Annotated in this window: 17 protein-coding genes, 1 tRNA gene and 1 pseudogene; 15 read left to right on the top strand and 4 right to left on the bottom strand. The window is 64.4% G+C overall.

The genetic code is table 11. The features are described 5' to 3' along the window. The first annotated feature begins 80 nt into the window (after window positions 1-80). From IFU19_RS12220 to IFU19_RS12200, 5 genes are all read left to right on the top strand, one after another. A complete protein-coding gene (locus tag IFU19_RS12220; RefSeq protein WP_199858745.1) occupies window positions 81-368 on the top strand; it encodes a helix-turn-helix domain-containing protein in 288 nt (95 codons plus the stop codon). Window positions 369-461: 93 nt separating this feature from the next. Next, a complete protein-coding gene (locus IFU19_RS12215; protein ID WP_192014073.1) occupies window positions 462-1,418 on the top strand; it encodes an NAD-dependent epimerase/dehydratase family protein in 957 nt (318 codons plus the stop codon). Window positions 1,419-1,448: 30 nt separating this feature from the next. Continuing rightward, complete coding sequence (locus IFU19_RS12210; protein WP_192014071.1) at window positions 1,449-1,880, top strand: NUDIX hydrolase; 432 nt, start codon at window positions 1,449-1,451, stop codon at window positions 1,878-1,880. A gap of 302 nt (window positions 1,881-2,182) precedes the next feature. Next, window positions 2,183-2,881 (top strand): hypothetical protein, encoded by a 699-nt coding sequence (locus IFU19_RS12205; protein WP_192014069.1) that lies wholly within the window; start codon window positions 2,183-2,185, stop codon window positions 2,879-2,881. Then, window positions 2,878-3,690 carry a protein phosphatase 2C domain-containing protein gene (locus IFU19_RS12200; protein ID WP_192014067.1) on the top strand — a complete coding sequence of 271 codons (813 nt, stop codon included), beginning with the start codon at window positions 2,878-2,880 and terminating at the stop codon, window positions 3,688-3,690. The genes IFU19_RS12205 and IFU19_RS12200 overlap by 4 nt, the downstream gene beginning before the upstream one ends. Window positions 3,691-3,803: 113 nt before the next feature. On the opposite strand, the gene IFU19_RS12195 is transcribed toward IFU19_RS12200, so the two are convergent. Beyond that, on the bottom strand, window positions 3,804-4,121 hold the full coding sequence (locus tag IFU19_RS12195) for a site-specific integrase (protein ID WP_192014063.1): 318 nt from the start codon (window positions 4,119-4,121) through the stop codon (window positions 3,804-3,806). A gap of 130 nt (window positions 4,122-4,251) precedes the next feature. Between IFU19_RS12195 and IFU19_RS12190 the strand changes: the two genes are divergently transcribed. From IFU19_RS12190 to IFU19_RS17155, 9 genes and pseudogenes are all read left to right on the top strand, one after another. Continuing rightward, complete coding sequence (locus IFU19_RS12190; protein ID WP_192014058.1) at window positions 4,252-4,560, top strand: hypothetical protein; 309 nt, start codon at window positions 4,252-4,254, stop codon at window positions 4,558-4,560. A 4-nt stretch (window positions 4,561-4,564) separates the two neighbouring features. Then, window positions 4,565-4,861 carry a hypothetical protein gene (locus tag IFU19_RS12185; RefSeq protein WP_192014056.1) on the top strand — a complete coding sequence of 99 codons (297 nt, stop codon included), beginning with the start codon at window positions 4,565-4,567 and terminating at the stop codon, window positions 4,859-4,861. Window positions 4,862-5,182: 321 nt separating this feature from the next. After that, window positions 5,183-5,872, top strand: coding sequence for an MT-A70 family methyltransferase (locus IFU19_RS12180; RefSeq protein WP_192014054.1), 690 nt, complete (start codon window positions 5,183-5,185; stop codon window positions 5,870-5,872). A gap of 53 nt (window positions 5,873-5,925) precedes the next feature. Next, window positions 5,926-6,120, top strand: a complete 195-nt coding sequence (locus tag IFU19_RS12175) for a hypothetical protein (protein WP_192014052.1) — start codon at window positions 5,926-5,928, stop codon at window positions 6,118-6,120. A gap of 13 nt (window positions 6,121-6,133) precedes the next feature. Further along, complete coding sequence (locus IFU19_RS12170; protein WP_192014050.1) at window positions 6,134-6,382, top strand: hypothetical protein; 249 nt, start codon at window positions 6,134-6,136, stop codon at window positions 6,380-6,382. After that, window positions 6,375-8,552 (top strand): type IV secretory system conjugative DNA transfer family protein, encoded by a 2,178-nt coding sequence (locus IFU19_RS12165; protein WP_192014048.1) that lies wholly within the window; start codon window positions 6,375-6,377, stop codon window positions 8,550-8,552. Before IFU19_RS12170 ends, IFU19_RS12165 begins: the two co-directional genes overlap by 8 nt. A gap of 217 nt (window positions 8,553-8,769) precedes the next feature. Further along, window positions 8,770-9,615, top strand: a complete 846-nt coding sequence (locus tag IFU19_RS12160; protein WP_192014046.1) for a replication-relaxation family protein — start codon at window positions 8,770-8,772, stop codon at window positions 9,613-9,615. Then, window positions 9,612-10,058 (top strand): hypothetical protein, encoded by a 447-nt coding sequence (locus tag IFU19_RS12155; protein ID WP_192014044.1) that lies wholly within the window; start codon window positions 9,612-9,614, stop codon window positions 10,056-10,058. The genes IFU19_RS12160 and IFU19_RS12155 overlap by 4 nt, the downstream gene beginning before the upstream one ends. Window positions 10,059-10,184: 126 nt before the next feature. Continuing rightward, a pseudogene (locus tag IFU19_RS17155) lies at window positions 10,185-11,063 on the top strand (recombinase family protein); the annotation flags it as partial. A gap of 859 nt (window positions 11,064-11,922) precedes the next feature. Here the strand turns inward: IFU19_RS17155 and IFU19_RS12145 are convergent. The 3 genes from IFU19_RS12145 to IFU19_RS12135 all read right to left on the bottom strand — a co-directional run bounded on the left by IFU19_RS12145 (window position 11,923) and on the right by IFU19_RS12135 (window position 14,100). Further along, window positions 11,923-11,998, bottom strand: a tRNA-Lys gene (locus tag IFU19_RS12145). 39 nt (window positions 11,999-12,037) lie between these two features. Further along, window positions 12,038-13,054: an iron chelate uptake ABC transporter family permease subunit gene (locus IFU19_RS12140; RefSeq protein ID WP_192014042.1), complete on the bottom strand. Its 1,017-nt coding sequence runs from the start codon at window positions 13,052-13,054 to the stop codon at window positions 12,038-12,040. Continuing rightward, on the bottom strand, window positions 13,051-14,100 hold the full coding sequence (locus tag IFU19_RS12135) for an iron chelate uptake ABC transporter family permease subunit (RefSeq protein WP_199858744.1): 1,050 nt from the start codon (window positions 14,098-14,100) through the stop codon (window positions 13,051-13,053). The genes IFU19_RS12140 and IFU19_RS12135 overlap by 4 nt, the downstream gene beginning before the upstream one ends. Window positions 14,101-14,123: 23 nt before the next feature. On the opposite strand from IFU19_RS12135, the gene IFU19_RS12130 reads away from it, so the two are divergent. Further along, window positions 14,124-15,173, top strand: coding sequence for an iron-siderophore ABC transporter substrate-binding protein (locus IFU19_RS12130; RefSeq protein WP_342343415.1), 1,050 nt, complete (start codon window positions 14,124-14,126; stop codon window positions 15,171-15,173). Window positions 15,174-15,254 lie beyond the last annotated feature (81 nt).

The raw sequence follows: 15,254 nt of genomic DNA, 5'->3' as shown, positions 1-15,254 counted from the left end.
AGGACGGCAGGCAGGGTACGTCCGGAGATTACCAATTTCTATTGGTTACCACCAAATCTTCTTGGTCCCAGGCTTGAAGGGTGAGCACCAACCCCGCGAGTACGCCCGAATGGGCAGAGTTCTCGCGGGCGCTCGGAATGAACCTTCGACGACGGAGAGACGCGCTCGGGCTGACGCAGGAGGCGGTGGCCGAACGGGCAGGCATCTCGCTGTACGCGTACCAGCAGTACGAGCGCGGTGCGGTGACGAAGGATGGCGCGGCTACCAATCCTCGGCTTGCCACTGTGCTCATGATTTGCGAGGTGCTCGACGTGTCGGCGGAGGATCTCTTGCTACAAGTACCGCGGTTGCTGCCTCGTCGCGTCTAGGCCACCGAACGATGGCGGGGTTCTCATCCCAATTCTGACGTTGACTGATCGACCGAGGTGGAACAGTCTTATCCCTGAGAGTGGGGGGTACTGTTGAAGGTTCTCATTACTGGCGGCCTTGGATATCTGGGCCAGTGTCTGGCCAGGAAGCTTTCTGGTAAAGCAGCTGTTCATATCTACGACAACGGTCAATACCTGCGCAATAGAGAAGCAAGCTACCGTCGCAAGAAAGATGGGAACGTCCTCGACTACCAGACGCTCGCGTCCCGAATGTCTCAATACGATGTAGTCGTTCATCTCGCTGCCATAGTCGGAGAAGCCGCGTACGCTGTAGACCCGACGTATGCCACCGACGTCAACGTCGGTGGCACAATTAATGTCCTCCGAGCGGCCCGGACACACGGTATCCCATTATTCTTCGCATCTACCTGCTCCGTCCTAGGTAGGCAGCAAGGCGAATCGACGTCGGCCACGCGGGCGCACGAAGGACATTTACCGGCGTACGCATCGAGCAAGCGAATATGTGAGAACGAACTGCTCGCATCCGGGTACGACAAAGTTTACATCTGGCGGTTCGCAAGCTTGTTTGGGGCGTCTCCACGGCTGCGGAATGATCTGGTGATCAACCGCTTCTGCGAGAAGGCCCGCGGACGCGAGGTGTTGGATATTCACGGCGGCGGCGACCAGATTCGCCCATTTCTCCACGTTCGCGACGCGGCTAATATTTGTGCTCAGCAGATCCTCGGCTCTACCGTGCAGTTGCCTAATATCGCAGCCATCGGGCGAACCGACCAAAATGCTTCCATCCAGGAGATTGCTTCCTTGATTGCAGCAAGGGCGGATGTCGAAGTGCGTAGCGTTGACATCTCTCTCGATGGAGATGAGCGATCCTATTTTGTCCAATTTGACGAGCAGTATCTTCCACCTCGCAAACCTGAGGACACCATCAACGCCGGAATTGACGAGCTACTCACATCTGCATCATTTTGGCCCGACTATGCCTGGAATTCAAATGAGACGGGGCTGCGTCATAATCACGCCATTCGTTGACAATGCCGTAATTAAGAATATATTGAGAGTATGGAAATGAGCTATAGACATTCAGTCAGTGTTGCCGGTGTAGTTTACGACGAACGCATCGATTCATTTCTAGTTATAGAAAGAATGGATAACGGCGCCTGGCAGCTTCCCGGGGGTGTACTCGAGAAAGATGAGGACCCTCGGGCCGGTGCGATACGTGAGGTTTTCGAAGAGACGGGCGTGGATGTTGAGCCTTTGCATCTTTCGGGCGTATACAAGAACACCGAGATTGGTGTGATCGCTCTGGTTTTCAGGTGTCAGATCAAGAATGGAACACCACGAGCAACTGCTGAGGCGCGCTCGGTCCGCTGGATGCCCCGGGCTGAGATAGAAAGCTCGATGCCGCCAGCTTTCGCGTGCCGACTTCTGGATACTCTTGGCGACGCCATGCCCTACGTGCGCAGTCACGATGGAATTAACTTGATTGGCTGATCTTGCGAAGAAAAACCGTAGAGCTAAAGACGGCCCTGAGCAATCTTCCCGCTCCTGATACGCACGACTTCGGGCTCGAAGTGAGACGGATTCTTGCGAATCAGGGAGATCTCAGTCGTTACAGCGAGATTGCGATTGATTCTCAGGTTACTAACGATATTCGATTTGCGGCGGTATACGCCACGGGTGTCAGGTTATGGCGGGAGTACCGTGCGGAGGAGTACATTCGACTAGTCGAAGAATACGACGGTACATTAGGAGGTTTCCCTCTATTCGATGTGCTGCGGTCGCAAGCGGAGCGAATGAAGGGCATCGACGCAAGTCATTTGCTCACGGCTCTGGAGTACATGGCCAGAGCCGTTGCGAGTTTGCCGCTGGTCCCGGGCGTTCTTCATGGTTTCGCCGAACTCGTGGCAGCGGCGGAGGAAAGAGGTCTGGGCGTCGGCCGGAAGAAGATCGCTCAAGCTGAGGAGACTTGTCGCCGTGCGATCTCGCTAAGCCAAGGTAAGTATGCGAAGTACCACGCGACGTCGGCGCGGATCCTCGCCTTGCAAGGGAAGTTCGATGACGCAAGGCGGTCCATACGGCGCGCACTGGAGGCCGAGGACTATCAATCGATGGACTACCCGGCGAGAATGACCGAGTATAGGCTCATCGAAGAGCGGGTTAATCTCCTGGAACAGCAGCAAAAAACGCTCTCCGTCGAAGCAAGAGCAATGAGAGAATTGCGGGAATTTCGTGGTCAACTGATTGCGACGCTCGGGCTTCTCGCGGCCGTCATCGCGTTGATCGTAACGGCATTCTCGTCGTCGTCCTCATCCTCAGACTTTGCGACGGCCGCCGCACTCATGATACTTCAGAGTGCATTGATTCTTTTTGTGTTTTGCGGCTTCGCCGTGTCGTTCAGGCTGGGTAGTTGGCGACTGGCGGCCGCAGGGGCTGTGGCATCACTAGCCGCGGCCGCGGTTGCTCTTTGGATTGGTGGTTGGATTCACGCGTGATGCAACTCAATACGTTGGACTTGATCAACGACGCTGGCAGTTCGGTCGTTGCGTCGCAGGACCGCATTGGCGCCAACTCTCATACGCTCTGGGCAGTGGATGGTGCAACGCCTGCCTCCGGCGGCGAGTTAAATACTTCGAAAGACGTCTACTGGTTGGTCGATACTGTGAGTCGAATGATTCAGTCCAGCCAGAGGGAAGAGGATCTAGCGGTACTGTTATCGCGTATCGCTGGTGTTGTGGCTGACGAGCTCGATCCTCGTCAGGTGCACCGCAACAATCCACCGTCGTGTTCGGTCCTCATCGCCCGGGTCAATGGAGACCGGCTGTCGTGGGTGTGCCTGGGCGACATCAGCCTCGCTGTCCAGGACGGCCATTCGCACCGCCTAACCGTTGTGGAGAATGACGTCATGCAACGGCGCGAGGTTGAAGTCATTGCAGCACGTGCTGATTTGGACGATGCGCGTTTCGCAACGTTCTTGACGAAGCGCCGCGAATCAGACATGAATACGCCCCATGGATATTGGGTGCTTGCGGCCAAGCGTGATATCGCTAGGCATGCCCGTTATGGCCAGATTAGTATCTCTCCGGAGTCGACCGTCGTCGCTGCTACGGACGGATTCGCCCGCGGTGTGCAGTTATTTCACCTCTTTTCGTGGCAGGACATGCTGGACAAACCCGACGAGGTCTCGCTAACAGATCGATGCCGTGACATACGAGACATCGAATGCCGTCCCGACCCTCGAAACAGATTCCCACGGATTAAGATTTCGGACGATGCTGCGGCTGTTCTTGTCAGAGTGGTCTAGACCGCATCCATTTGCCACTGGGTGAATCGCGAATAAGGGCACTTCGGAATCTGGCTCAGCTTGTAATCGGAGCCCGTCGGCGTCGCTCGACTTACTTGCTATGTGAACTGCGCTCATAGTCTCTGCCGTCCTTGATCCCCTGAGAGAAGCCGGAGAACCAGGAGCCTTCGCCTGATTGTGCTCTCGCTGTACTTCCGCCGCCGAAGCAGTGCCACATACTGCTTCTTGTCCTGCTCTGTAAGCGCCAGCACATCCTTGTCGCGCTCCACTGCCCACTCGAACCAGTCCTGTAAGTCCGCCCAGTAGGCCCGCGCAGTGTTGTAGCCGTAGTTAATCAGCAGCGCCTCGCGGCGGTCGGCGAACTCGCGCCACCGCTCCGGGATCTCGGGCGCGAACGGCATCCCGTCGTCTGGGTACCGCCCCGAGCTCATGCCCCTCAGGGTAGCAGGGGTGTTATCACGCTTATGCTTTAGCCCAGGTCATGCCCGCTTTTAAGCTCACCTTCGTCACCACTTCGGTGGCCCTGGTCTTACCACCAGGTCAGACGAAAGGAGTCGTCTCATGTTCGAGACGAAGAAGGAGCTGGCGCCGCTGGGTGGTGCCTTCACCTCCACCGGGTTGGCTCAGATGGGCGCTGGTATGCAGCGTCAGACGGGCCGCGAGGTGGAGCGTGTGCAGGGTCAGGCGATCGTGGCGGAGGTGAAGGAGCAGGGCCGCGCGTTCCTGACCAACTCCGTGCTGCAGAGCGTCGGCGCTCTCACCGCACTGGAGCAACACCTGATCCAAGTGGCCCCGCTCGGCGAGGCCCGCTACAAGCACATCGTTGACTCATTCACGATGGGCGCAGCCCAGGCAATCTCCCGGTGGTGACCCCGTGCCTCTGCCCGTCGTCGAAGTGCTCAGTATCCTCGGCGTCTACGTCGCTGCCTTCGCCATCTACATCGTGGTGCTCCTCGTGATCGCCTTCGGTCGCCAGCCTCTGGAGAACTGGATGCGCCAGCGGCGTGATCGCAAGCGTGCCCGTATCGAGGCGGAACTCGACCGCACCCAGGCCGAACTCCGCCAGACGATTCTCCAGATTGCGTCTGCCCTCGGTGGGGACGCGCTGGAGGCCCGCAAGGCCCTTATCCGCGAGTCGTACCTGGCTCGCGGTGAGGTGCCGAAGGAGTAGACCTCCGAACCGGCCGGGGTGGTGACATCACAAACGTGTGCGTGGCTTGCGCCGCCCCGGCCCCCTCCCTGACGAGTACGCCCGTCGATAACGTGGGCGGCTTTTGCCTCCTGTGGAAGAGCGCGTGTGCTTTTCGCAACGTGCTCACGGTTATCCACACCCGCACCTCTGGCGGGACCTTGGCGGGGCTCTCGCATGGCGCGATCGGACGGTTGCTGAAACGCAGCTGAAAGCGCATAACCAGGGGGCAGCCCCGCACGGCCCCTCATACTCGGCCGTCATTCCCAGCGGGTAAAGACCGCTGCCGGAAGGAGCACAACCATGCACACCACCAACATCAATACGCCCCCCGAGGGGAAGACAGGTATCTCGCCGAACGTCACCAAGGAGACCGCCGTCGAAGGCTCGACGAGCCGCCGCCGACGATACAAGACGATTCTCGCCGACGTGCCCTGGCCGACCGGTCAGCAGGGGAAATACGGTGCCGAGCGCCACTACAACCTGATGACCCTCGAGCGCATCAAGGCGATGCCGGTTGGCGACCTCGCCGCCGACAACGCCCATCTCTACTTCTGGTGCTACCCGGCCACCCGCTACATCGCGGAGGACATCATGCGCGGCTGGGGGTTCGAGTTCAAGGACGAGTTCGTTTGGGGCAAGGACCAGATGGGCCTTGGCCAGTACTTCCGCCACGCGCACGAGACGTTGCTGCTGGGCGTGAAGGGGAAGCTGCCGGTCAAGTTTCGCGGCCAGCGCTCTTTCGCGATGCTGCCGCGCCAGGACCACTCCCACAAGCCGGAGGAGGTCCACGTCATGATCCAGCGTCTCAGCCCCGGCCCCTACCTGGAGCTCTTTGCTCGTCGCCCGGCACCTACAAGCGACTGGGATGACGTCTGGGGTGACTCCGTCTCAGCGACCATCTCGATCCCGGGTTACCCCGTGCCCAGCGACATCAAGACGAAGTCCGTCGACAATCACGTCACCCGTGATCAGGAGGCTGACCATGCCTAGCCGCCTTGCCCCGATCCTGACATCCCTCATCGACCGCCTGAATGGAGTGCGCCATGCCCTCGTCCGACCGCGGCCCGCTGGAGGCCGCGAAGGCCTTCGCCTGGGCCGTGTTCCTCGTCGCACTGCTGCTGTGGCTGTCCGTCTGGCTCATCCAGCAGATCTGGGTCTGGCTCCTCGTGATACTCGCCGTCGTCCTGGTCGCGAGCGGGCTCGTCTGGTGGCTGCGCGTGCGCCGCGACCGGTGGTGAAGAGAGCCCGCCAATGAGCCGCTCCTCGTCGCCGAAGCGTGGGCGAGGCCGCCCGCGCCGCGAATACCGCATCCGCGTCCGCGGAGAACGCCGAGAGCACCCGGACTACGACAAGCTCGCCCGCGCCCTCCTTGAGCACGCTGCGATGGAGGAGGCGAAGCGCCGCACGAACACCACGGGCAGCGAGCCGACCAAGCCCGCGAACCTCGACAAGACCGACGCGACGCCTGTCGACACCTTCGACGGGGACGCCGATGACTGACACCTGGCGTCAACTGCACTGGCCGCGGCCCTTCGACGCGGCCACCGCGCTCGGCTTCCTTGAAACGCTCGCCGCCGACGAAGCCCGTGGACCTGTCGTTCTCGAAGCCCGCGCCGAACACGGCAGCATCCGTCACCTCATGGGCGGGCACCGCACCACGCTGTCGGCGGTCAGCAGCAGCCTCCGTCGGCTTCTTCCCGGCGTCGCCGTCACCGACCTTGAGTCCAACCGGGTGCCGGTGGAGCGGGCAGGGCGAGTACGTATCCGGCAGCGCAACCTCGGCCTCAGTCTCGACACCACCGGAGCCGGCCTCCGCGGCCTCTACGCGGCGCTGTCGGGGGCAGTGGGGAAGGGAGATGTCCTGGTGCTACAGGTCGTTCTCGGGGCCAGCGTCCCACCACAGCCGCTGCCGGCCTCCACCCCGGACCCGAACCTCAGCCTGTTCGACCTCATCACCAAGGGCAGCCGCCCCGCGCCGCTGGAGATCCGAGCGGACCTGCGGGACAAGCTCGCCCAGTACCGCTTCCGCGCCACCATCCGCATTGGCGTCGGTGCTGCCAGCCCTGTCCGCCGTCGACTCTTGGTGCACGCTGTCCTCGCCGCGCTTCGTCAGCTGCAGACTGGGTCGACCCGCATCGATCTCGTCTCCGACCGCCCCGAGCTGGTCGACGAGGCAGTCATCCCGACGAGGAAGCCGCTACGCCTGACCGCCGCCGAGGCTCTCTGCCTGGTCGGGTGGCCGACGGGTGACACGCCGCTGCCGGGGATGCCGCCGATCTACCCACGCCGGATTGCCCGGCCCATCGGGTTCGCGCCCAGCAAGGACCGGGTGTTCGCGACCACCAACGCTCCGGGGAAAGCGCTGCCGGTAGGGATCTCGATCAAAGACGCCGTCCGCCACACCCACGCCATGGGACCAAATGGAGTTGGTAAGAGCACCGTGCTCCTCAACCTGATCGCCGCCGACATCGCCGCAGGTCGGAGTGTGGTCGTGATCGACGCCAAACGCGACCTCGCCATGGACGTTCTCACCGTCATCCCGGAGTCGCGCTCAGGCGACGTCGTCGTCCTCGACCCAATCAGCCCCGACCCGGTCGGGCTGAACCCCTTCGCCGGGGCAGGTGAGGATGGTCCGCTCGTCGCCGACCGCCTCCTCGCCGTCTTCCGTGGCCTGTTCCCGTCAGCGTTCGGCCCGAGAACTAGCGACGCCGTTCACGCTTCGCTCCTGACTCTCGCCGGACGAGAAGGGACTACCCTCGCAGATCTCCCGCGCCTGCTCACCGACGACCCCTACCGACGCAGCTTCACGAAGACCATCACCGACCCGTCACTGGTGGAGTTCTGGGCGCAGTACGACGCGACGAGCGCCGGAGCCCGCGCCGCCATGATCGGCCCCGTCCTAACGAGACTCCGCCAGTTCCTCCTGAGACCGTCCATCCGCGCGGTGCTGGATCAACCTGCACCGCGCTTCGACCTCCGCGACCTGTTCACCAAGCCCCGCGTCCTCGTAGTACCTCTGAACCGGGGACTCTTGGGGCCGGTCGCGGCCGAGCTGGTCGGGTCGCTGCTCGTGAGCCAGCTCTGGCAGTTGACCCTGGCCCGTGCCGAGGTGCCAAAAGAGCAGCGCCGCCCCGTCTCGATCTACCTGGACGAAGCCCAGATGTTCGTGAAGCACGAGTCCGATCTCGGCGAAGCGCTGGAGCAGTCCCGGTCGATGAACGTCGCCTGGCACCTCGCCCACCAGCACCGGGCTCAGATGCCGACGAGCCTGCTCGCCGGCATCGCGGCGAACGCGAGGAACAAGATCCAATTCCAAGCAGACCCGGTCGACGCCGCCGCTGTCACGAGATACTCCGCCCTCACGCCGGAGGACGTGATGAAGCTGCCGCCGTACCACGTCTACGTCGATCTCATGGCTGGTGGCGTGCAGTCCGGTTGGTTTTCTGCCGTCACGCTCCCACCGCCCGTCACCCTCTCCGACCCCGATGCGGTGCTCGCCGAGAGTCGCCTGCGCTACGGATCCCAGGTCACGAGTCAAAACCCGCCCGCGACCGACGCGACCGTTCCGACCCCCGAGCAGGGTGACGTGGGCGTCACCCTCAAGGGTGATGGAGCGGGTGATGAGGGTGACGCTGAACCCATCGGGCGACGCCGAAAGGCCCGCCCATGACCACCCAACTCGACAACCTGAGAAGAGGGGAAGCGTGTCCGGTCGCTCGTCCGTTCGCCCGTCCGATCGCTGAAACTTCCACCCCCGCATTCCCGCGTGATTCTGCGGCTCATGGCCTCAGTTGGGAGCGGACTACTCCGCCTCTGGCGGAGTGCTCCGCCGCCGACCAACTCGGCGCCCGCGACACCATCGACGCCCCACACGACAGGGGGCGCTCATGACGATGCGTTTACCGCGCACCGGAGCAGGACCATCCCGGCTGGTGCTGCTGCGGACCGAGCTATCCGTCCGCGACGAAGAGATCCTGGCGTTCTTGAACGATCACCGGTACGCCACCACCACGCACCTGCGCGACGTGTTCTTCGCCGAGCATGCCACCCTCACCGCCGGGACCCGCGCCTGCATCCGTGTCCTTCACCGGCTCCTCCATAACCGGCTCATCGCCCGACTCGAACGACGCGTCGGCGGCACCGCCCGAGGGTCTGCGGCCACCATCTGGTACCTCGACGCCGCCGGCGAACGCCTCACCCGACCAGAAGGCGCCCGCAGGCGACGCTTCGCCGCCGTGTCCACGCCGTTCCTCGCCCACACCCTGACGATCACGGACACCCACGTCGCCCTTATCCACCGCGCCCGAAGCGGAGCGTTCGCGATCGAGCGCGTCGACCTCGAGCCAAACACCTGGCGATCGTTCGTGACGAGCGCCGGGACGGCCTGGATCCTCAAGCCAGACCTCTTCGCCCACCTGACCACCGACGAATACGACGACCTCTGGTACCTCGAAATCGACCTCGGCACCGAGAGCATCCCCGTCCTGCTGGCCAAGTGCCGCACTTACGCGGCCTACAAGGCCACCGGGCGCGCCCAAGCCGAGCACGGCGTGTTCCCCGGGGTGCTCTGGATCGTGCCCACACCGCGGCGCGTGCAGCGCCTCGCGGACGCCATCCACGCCGACCCCGCGCTCCCGAACCGGCTGTTCACCGTCATCACACCCGACCAGCTCGCCGCCACGATCAGCCCGGCCGACACCCGCCCATCCTCACTACGAAAGGAGGAACCATGAACCCCGAAACGCCACCCCCAAATCAAGGCCCCGAGAACCGCTCCTGGAACGACGACCGGTTCGGCCCCGAAGCCGCCGCCGCTGTCGATGCCACCCTCGCCACCCTCGAAAACCCCAACCACGCCCTCCGCCTCCTCACCCTCGCCGAAGAAGCGGGGGCAGGCTTCGCGGCGTACCTGCTGCTGTCCGACACCGACGCGGCGGCCGACGATCTGGACGAAAAGTTCTCGACCGCGTACCTCGACGCCTGGGAGCAGTTCAGCCAGTTCCGCCGCGACGTCCTCGAATGGCTCGGCTGGCTGGACGCCGTGAAGAACGTCATGACCACCCAAGGCATCCCAGAAGACCACCTCACCTGGAACACGGCCGCGATCGACATCCAGATCTTCGACACCTACGACCTGGTCCGCCTCGACGGCTGGTGGCACGTCTTCTACAAGTAGCAGCGCGAGTTTTCCCCAGATCAACGATGATAAAACCACAACGCCAAACATCTCGACTTAAGAGGTGAAGTGAGCGTAAATCAAGGAGCTACGTCCGCCCGAACAGTGGGCAGAAAGGAGGCAAGAATGAGCAAATCAACTACACCCCCGCGCAGGACATCATTCTCGGGTTGGGAGCAGCTCCTCGGTCTCGACGGCTCTGCACCGTCGATCGCCGAGCAAAGCGACGGCCACGCGGTCGTCTATCTGAGAGTGTCCACGCCGCGTCAGATGCTTACGGCGATCGACATTGATGCCGACGGGAACTCCATCGCCACCCAACGCGAAGCCTGTCTCGTGCGCGCCAGACGCGCCAAAGCTCCCATCGCGGCCGAGTTCGTTGAGCCGGGGAACTCGGCTCAGTCCATCGCCAAGCGCCCGGTCTTTCGCGAGATGCTGCGGTATATCGAGGAACACCCAGACATCAGCTACGTGGTGATCTACATGCGCTCCCGCGCCTTCCGTAACCTCGCTGACGCGGCAATCACGAAGCGCATCCTCGCGAGTATGGGGGTGAAACTCATCTCCGCCAAGGAGGACTTCGGCGAGGGGTACATGGCCGACGCCATGGAAGCTGTCACCGACATCATGAACGAAGTCCAAGTCCGCCAGAGCGGCGAGGACATCAAGCAGAAGATGCTGCACAAGGCGATGAGCGGAGGCACAACCGGTCGCGCCAAGATTGGTTACCTCAACGTGCGTAAGGACTTCGACGGACGATTGGTCAACACGATCGACGTCGATCCTCAGCGCGCCCCTTTCATTCGATGGGCTTTCGAGCAGTACGCGACGGGGGAGTTCAGCATGTCGACGGTGCGCGATCAGCTCGCGGTACAAGGTCTGACGACTCGTCCGACGGCGAAGTGGAAAGAGGGGCCGCTCTCACTAAACCAGCTCAGCCTGGTTCTCCGCGATCCGTACTACCTGGGGATGGTGACGTATAAGGGGCAGGTGTTCGACGGCCGACACGAGGCATTGGTCTCGGCGGAGACGTTCGAGCGGGTGCAAGAGGTTCTCGCTTCTCGCCGGCGCCCTGTGCAGCGCGACCAGATCCACGCGCATTTCCTCCGTGGCCTGATGTGTTGTGACAGGTGCCTAGAGTCGGGGCGAGAGCATCGAATGATCTACACCGAAGCGCGGAACAGATCCGGACAGCTTTACGGCTACTTCCTGTGCCGGGGACGCCAAGAAGCGACCTGTGACCTTCCCCATCTTCCGGTGAGAGATCTCGAGCGTGCGGTTGCTCGGGAAGTGAAGGCGCTTACGCTTGCTCCTGACTTCGCCGCAGAGATGAAGCGGCATGTTCACGAAGCGCTTAGCGTTCAGCAGCAGGGTGAGCGTGAAGCTCGTACCCGACTCGCGGCTCAGCTGAAGAAGCTAGAGGTGCAGGAGTCGAATTTGCTGGACATCGCTGCGGATGGGGAACTCGCTGCGGACGCGGTGAGATCCCGTCTACGCGCCCTCGCGGTGCAGCGCCGGAACATCGTTGACAAGCTCGAGCGCTCCGACCAGCAGATCCAGCGGCATGCCGACACCGTGTTGGCATACCTGGATCTCCTCGCGCGCCCCTATAGCTTCTACGTCTCAGCCTCCGACTCAATCAAGCGGCGGATCCTTGAGGCCTTCTTCTCAGTTCTCTGGCTGGAGGACGAGTCGCACCAGGTTCGGGCGCGGGGTGAGGTTCACGAGCCAGTCGCCCTCATTCAGGAGGCCGCTGCCGAGTGGGCGGCGTCTAACGCAAAGAGCGTCAGCGATGTCGCTGACGCTCTAGATTCCACCCCGAGCAACCTTTATCTCAGGGCAATTTGTTCGAGTAAGACAAGTTTGGTGGGCCCCGTGGGGCTCGAACCCACGACCCGCGGATTAAAAGTCCGATGCTCTACCGACTGAGCTAGAGGCCCTCGTCGTCCAGCTTACCGGGCGCGGTGACGAGCTCGTGCTCACCGACGCGTTCGCGCCACGATCCAGAACAGGTAGGCGCCTCCGACGACGGCCGTCAGCAATCCGACGGGGATCTGCAGTGGTGCCAGCGCCCGCTGGGCGATGACGTCGGCGACGAGCAGCACCGTGGCACCCGTGACGGCCGATCCCCACAGGGGGATCCCGCTCGTGCCCATGGTGCGGCGGGCGAGCTGCGGGGCAGCGAGGGCGATGAACCCGATGGGACCGGCGACGGCGGTGGCGGTTCCGGTCAGAAGAGCCGCGACCACGACGAGCAGCAGCCGCAGGCGCCCGATGCGAACGCCCAACGAGCGGGCGGTGTCGTCGCCGAGCTCGAGGGTGCGGAAGTCGCGATGCACCAGGACGAGGACGAATCCCAAGACCCCGAGGGCCCCGACGAGCAGGGCCACGTCGTCGAGCGTGGTCGCGACGAGGCTGCCGTGCAGCCACTGGTCGGCGTTGCGGGCGATCTCGATCGGTGCGCGGGTGAGCAGGTAGTCGTTCACGGCCGCCAGCAGGGTACTCAGCGCGATGCCGGCGAGGATGGTCCGCTCGCGCGAGACGCCGACGCTGCGCGCGATCGCCATGACGACCACGACCGTCAGGATGCCGCCGATCCACGCGCCCGCCGCGGGCGACGCGGTGGGCGCGATGAGCGTGAGTCCGACGAGGGCGCCGGTGGCCGAGCCCGCGCTGAACCCGATGATGTCGGGGCTCGCGAGCGGGTTGCGTGCCAGGGTCTGGAAGACCGCGCCGGCCAGGCCCAGCGCCGCGCCGATCGCGAGGGCGGCGAGCATGCGTGGAACGCGCATTCCCATGACAACGACGGTGGTGGGCCCGTCGGCCGTTCCCACCAGGGCGGATGCCACGTCGCGCAACGAGGTGTGGAAAGAACCCGTCGTCAGGCCGGCGATCGCCGCGAGGACGGCGATCGCGATCGTCACGCCGACCACGAGCGTCGCGCGGCGCCGCCGTCGGGGGAGCGTGCGGCTCGGCGGGTGGGATGCGGCGATCACGACGCCCTCCGAACGACGAGCCAGAGCAGCAGCGGCGCCCCGACGAACGCCGCGACGATCCCGGCTTCGACCTCGCCCGGTATCGCGATGACGCGTCCGATCACATCGCTCGCGAGGGTGAGCGCCGCACCCGACAGGGCGGCGAGGACGATCGTCGAGCGCACGTCGCCGCCGACGGTGCGGCGCACGATGTGGGCGACGATCAGGCCGATGAAGGCCAGCGGCCCCGCGGCCGAGGTCGCGGCGGCACAGAGCAGGGTGATGGCCGCGCCCGCGCCGACGATCGTCAGGGCGGGCGAGGTTCCGAGCGAGCGGGCCAGGTCGGTGCCCAGGCGCAGCTGGTCGAGTCCCCGCGCGATCACGAGGGTCAGGATCAGGCCCGCGATCGCGAACGGGAGCACCTGCGCCGCCACGTCCGCATCGCGCCGCTCGAACGAGCCGACGGCCCAGAACCGGAACGACTCGAACGTGTCGTCGTCGGCGAGCGTGATGATGCGCACGACCGCGCCGAGACACGCACTCAGCGCGACTCCGGCCAGGATCAGTCCGACGGTGTCGCCGCGGCGACCGGGACGGGCGGCGGCGTTCACCAGCAGGGCCGCCGACGCGGCTCCCGCGAAGGCGAACCAGACGTATCCGCTCGCCGTCCCCACGCCGAAGAACGCGATCGCCACGACCACCCCGACGGCCGCTCCCGCGTTGACGCCCAACAAACCCGGATCGGCGAGGGGATTACGGGTGACGGCCTGCATGAGCACACCCGCCACCCCGAGGCACGCGCCGGCCAGCAGGGCGGTGAGCGTGCGCGGAACACGGAGTTCGTGCACGATCACGCCCGCGGCATCTCGCCGGTCCGAGAACAGGGCGGCGATGACGTCGGCGGGGGCGAGCGCACGCGACCCGACGGCGAGGCTGGCGACGGTGAGCACGATGACCGCCACCACCATCGCGACGGTCAGAGCCACCAGACGCATGCGCGCGGCCCTGTGACGGGTGATGAGTCTCGTGACCGCCGTCGGGGGAGTGACGGTGGCGAGGTCAGACACGAAGGTAAGGATAACCTCACTTGGTGACTGTTTTTCGTTCTCCGTCCTTCCGCACCCGTTTTCGTCCTCGTCGCCTCGGCGCTGTCATCGGCGTGACGGCCGTGCTCGCCCTCGCCGGCTGCTCGGGCTCGCCCGCCCCCGCGTCGACCGTCGACGCCGAAGCCGGTTCCACCGGCGAATGGGTCGTGGCGCGCGACCTCGAACCCGGCATGGGCTCGACCGAGCCGGACGGCGTCTTCCCGCGCACGGTGACGCACTTCGAGGGGGCGACCGAGATCCCCGCCGCGCCGACGCGCATCGCCGTCGTGTCGACCGGTCAGCTCGACGCACTCCTCGCCCTCGGCGAGGTCCCCACCGCCGCGACGCGCGCCGAGAACAGCGGGCTCGTGCCGCAGTACCTCGTCGACGCCTTCACTCAGGATGCCGCGGCCCTCAGCGCCATGACCGACATCGGCCAGCGCACCGAGCCCGACCTCGAGGCCATCGCGCAGGCGGCCCCCGATCTCATCCTCATCAACTCCACGCGCGGCGCAGAGCTGTACGACGCGCTCTCGGCCATCGCTCCGACCGTCGTCACCAAGGGCAACGGCGTCAACTGGAAGAGCGACTTCCTGCTCATCGCCGACGCCCTCGGCGACGAGGGCGCGGCGCGCGGCATTCTCGACGCTCTGCACGCCGACAGCGCGGCGTTCGCGCAGACGCACCCGGAGGGGGAGCCGACCGTGTCGTTCCTGCAGTCGACGGGCGACCGCACCCGCATCATGGGGGTGCCGTCGTTCGCGGGCGGCATCGCCGAGGATCTGGGGCTGGGGCGGCCCGCGTCGCAGCAGTTCGACGAGACGTCGCAAGAGATCAGCGCCGAACAGATCGACCTCGCCGACGCCGATCGCCTGTTCTACGCGGGAACCGGCCAGGGCCTGGCGTTCATCGAGGACGCGCCGCTGTGGCCGACCCTGAACGCGGTCGCCGACGGGCGTTCCGTGGCCGTCGATTTCGACCCCTGGTTCATGAATGCGGGTCCGGTCGCCGCGCGCCTGGTCCAGGATGAGATCGTCCGCGCGATCGACGACTGACCCACGAACGAAAGCGAGCGCCGGACCCCCTCGCCTGGGGTCCGGCGCTCGCCGTCTACTTCGGTCGTTGATCGACCGATC

It is taken from the genome of Microbacterium sp. CFBP 8794 (assembly GCF_014841235.1).
Lineage (GTDB): Bacteria > Actinomycetota > Actinomycetes > Actinomycetales > Microbacteriaceae > Microbacterium.
This window is presented reverse-complemented; position numbering and strand designations above follow the sequence as displayed.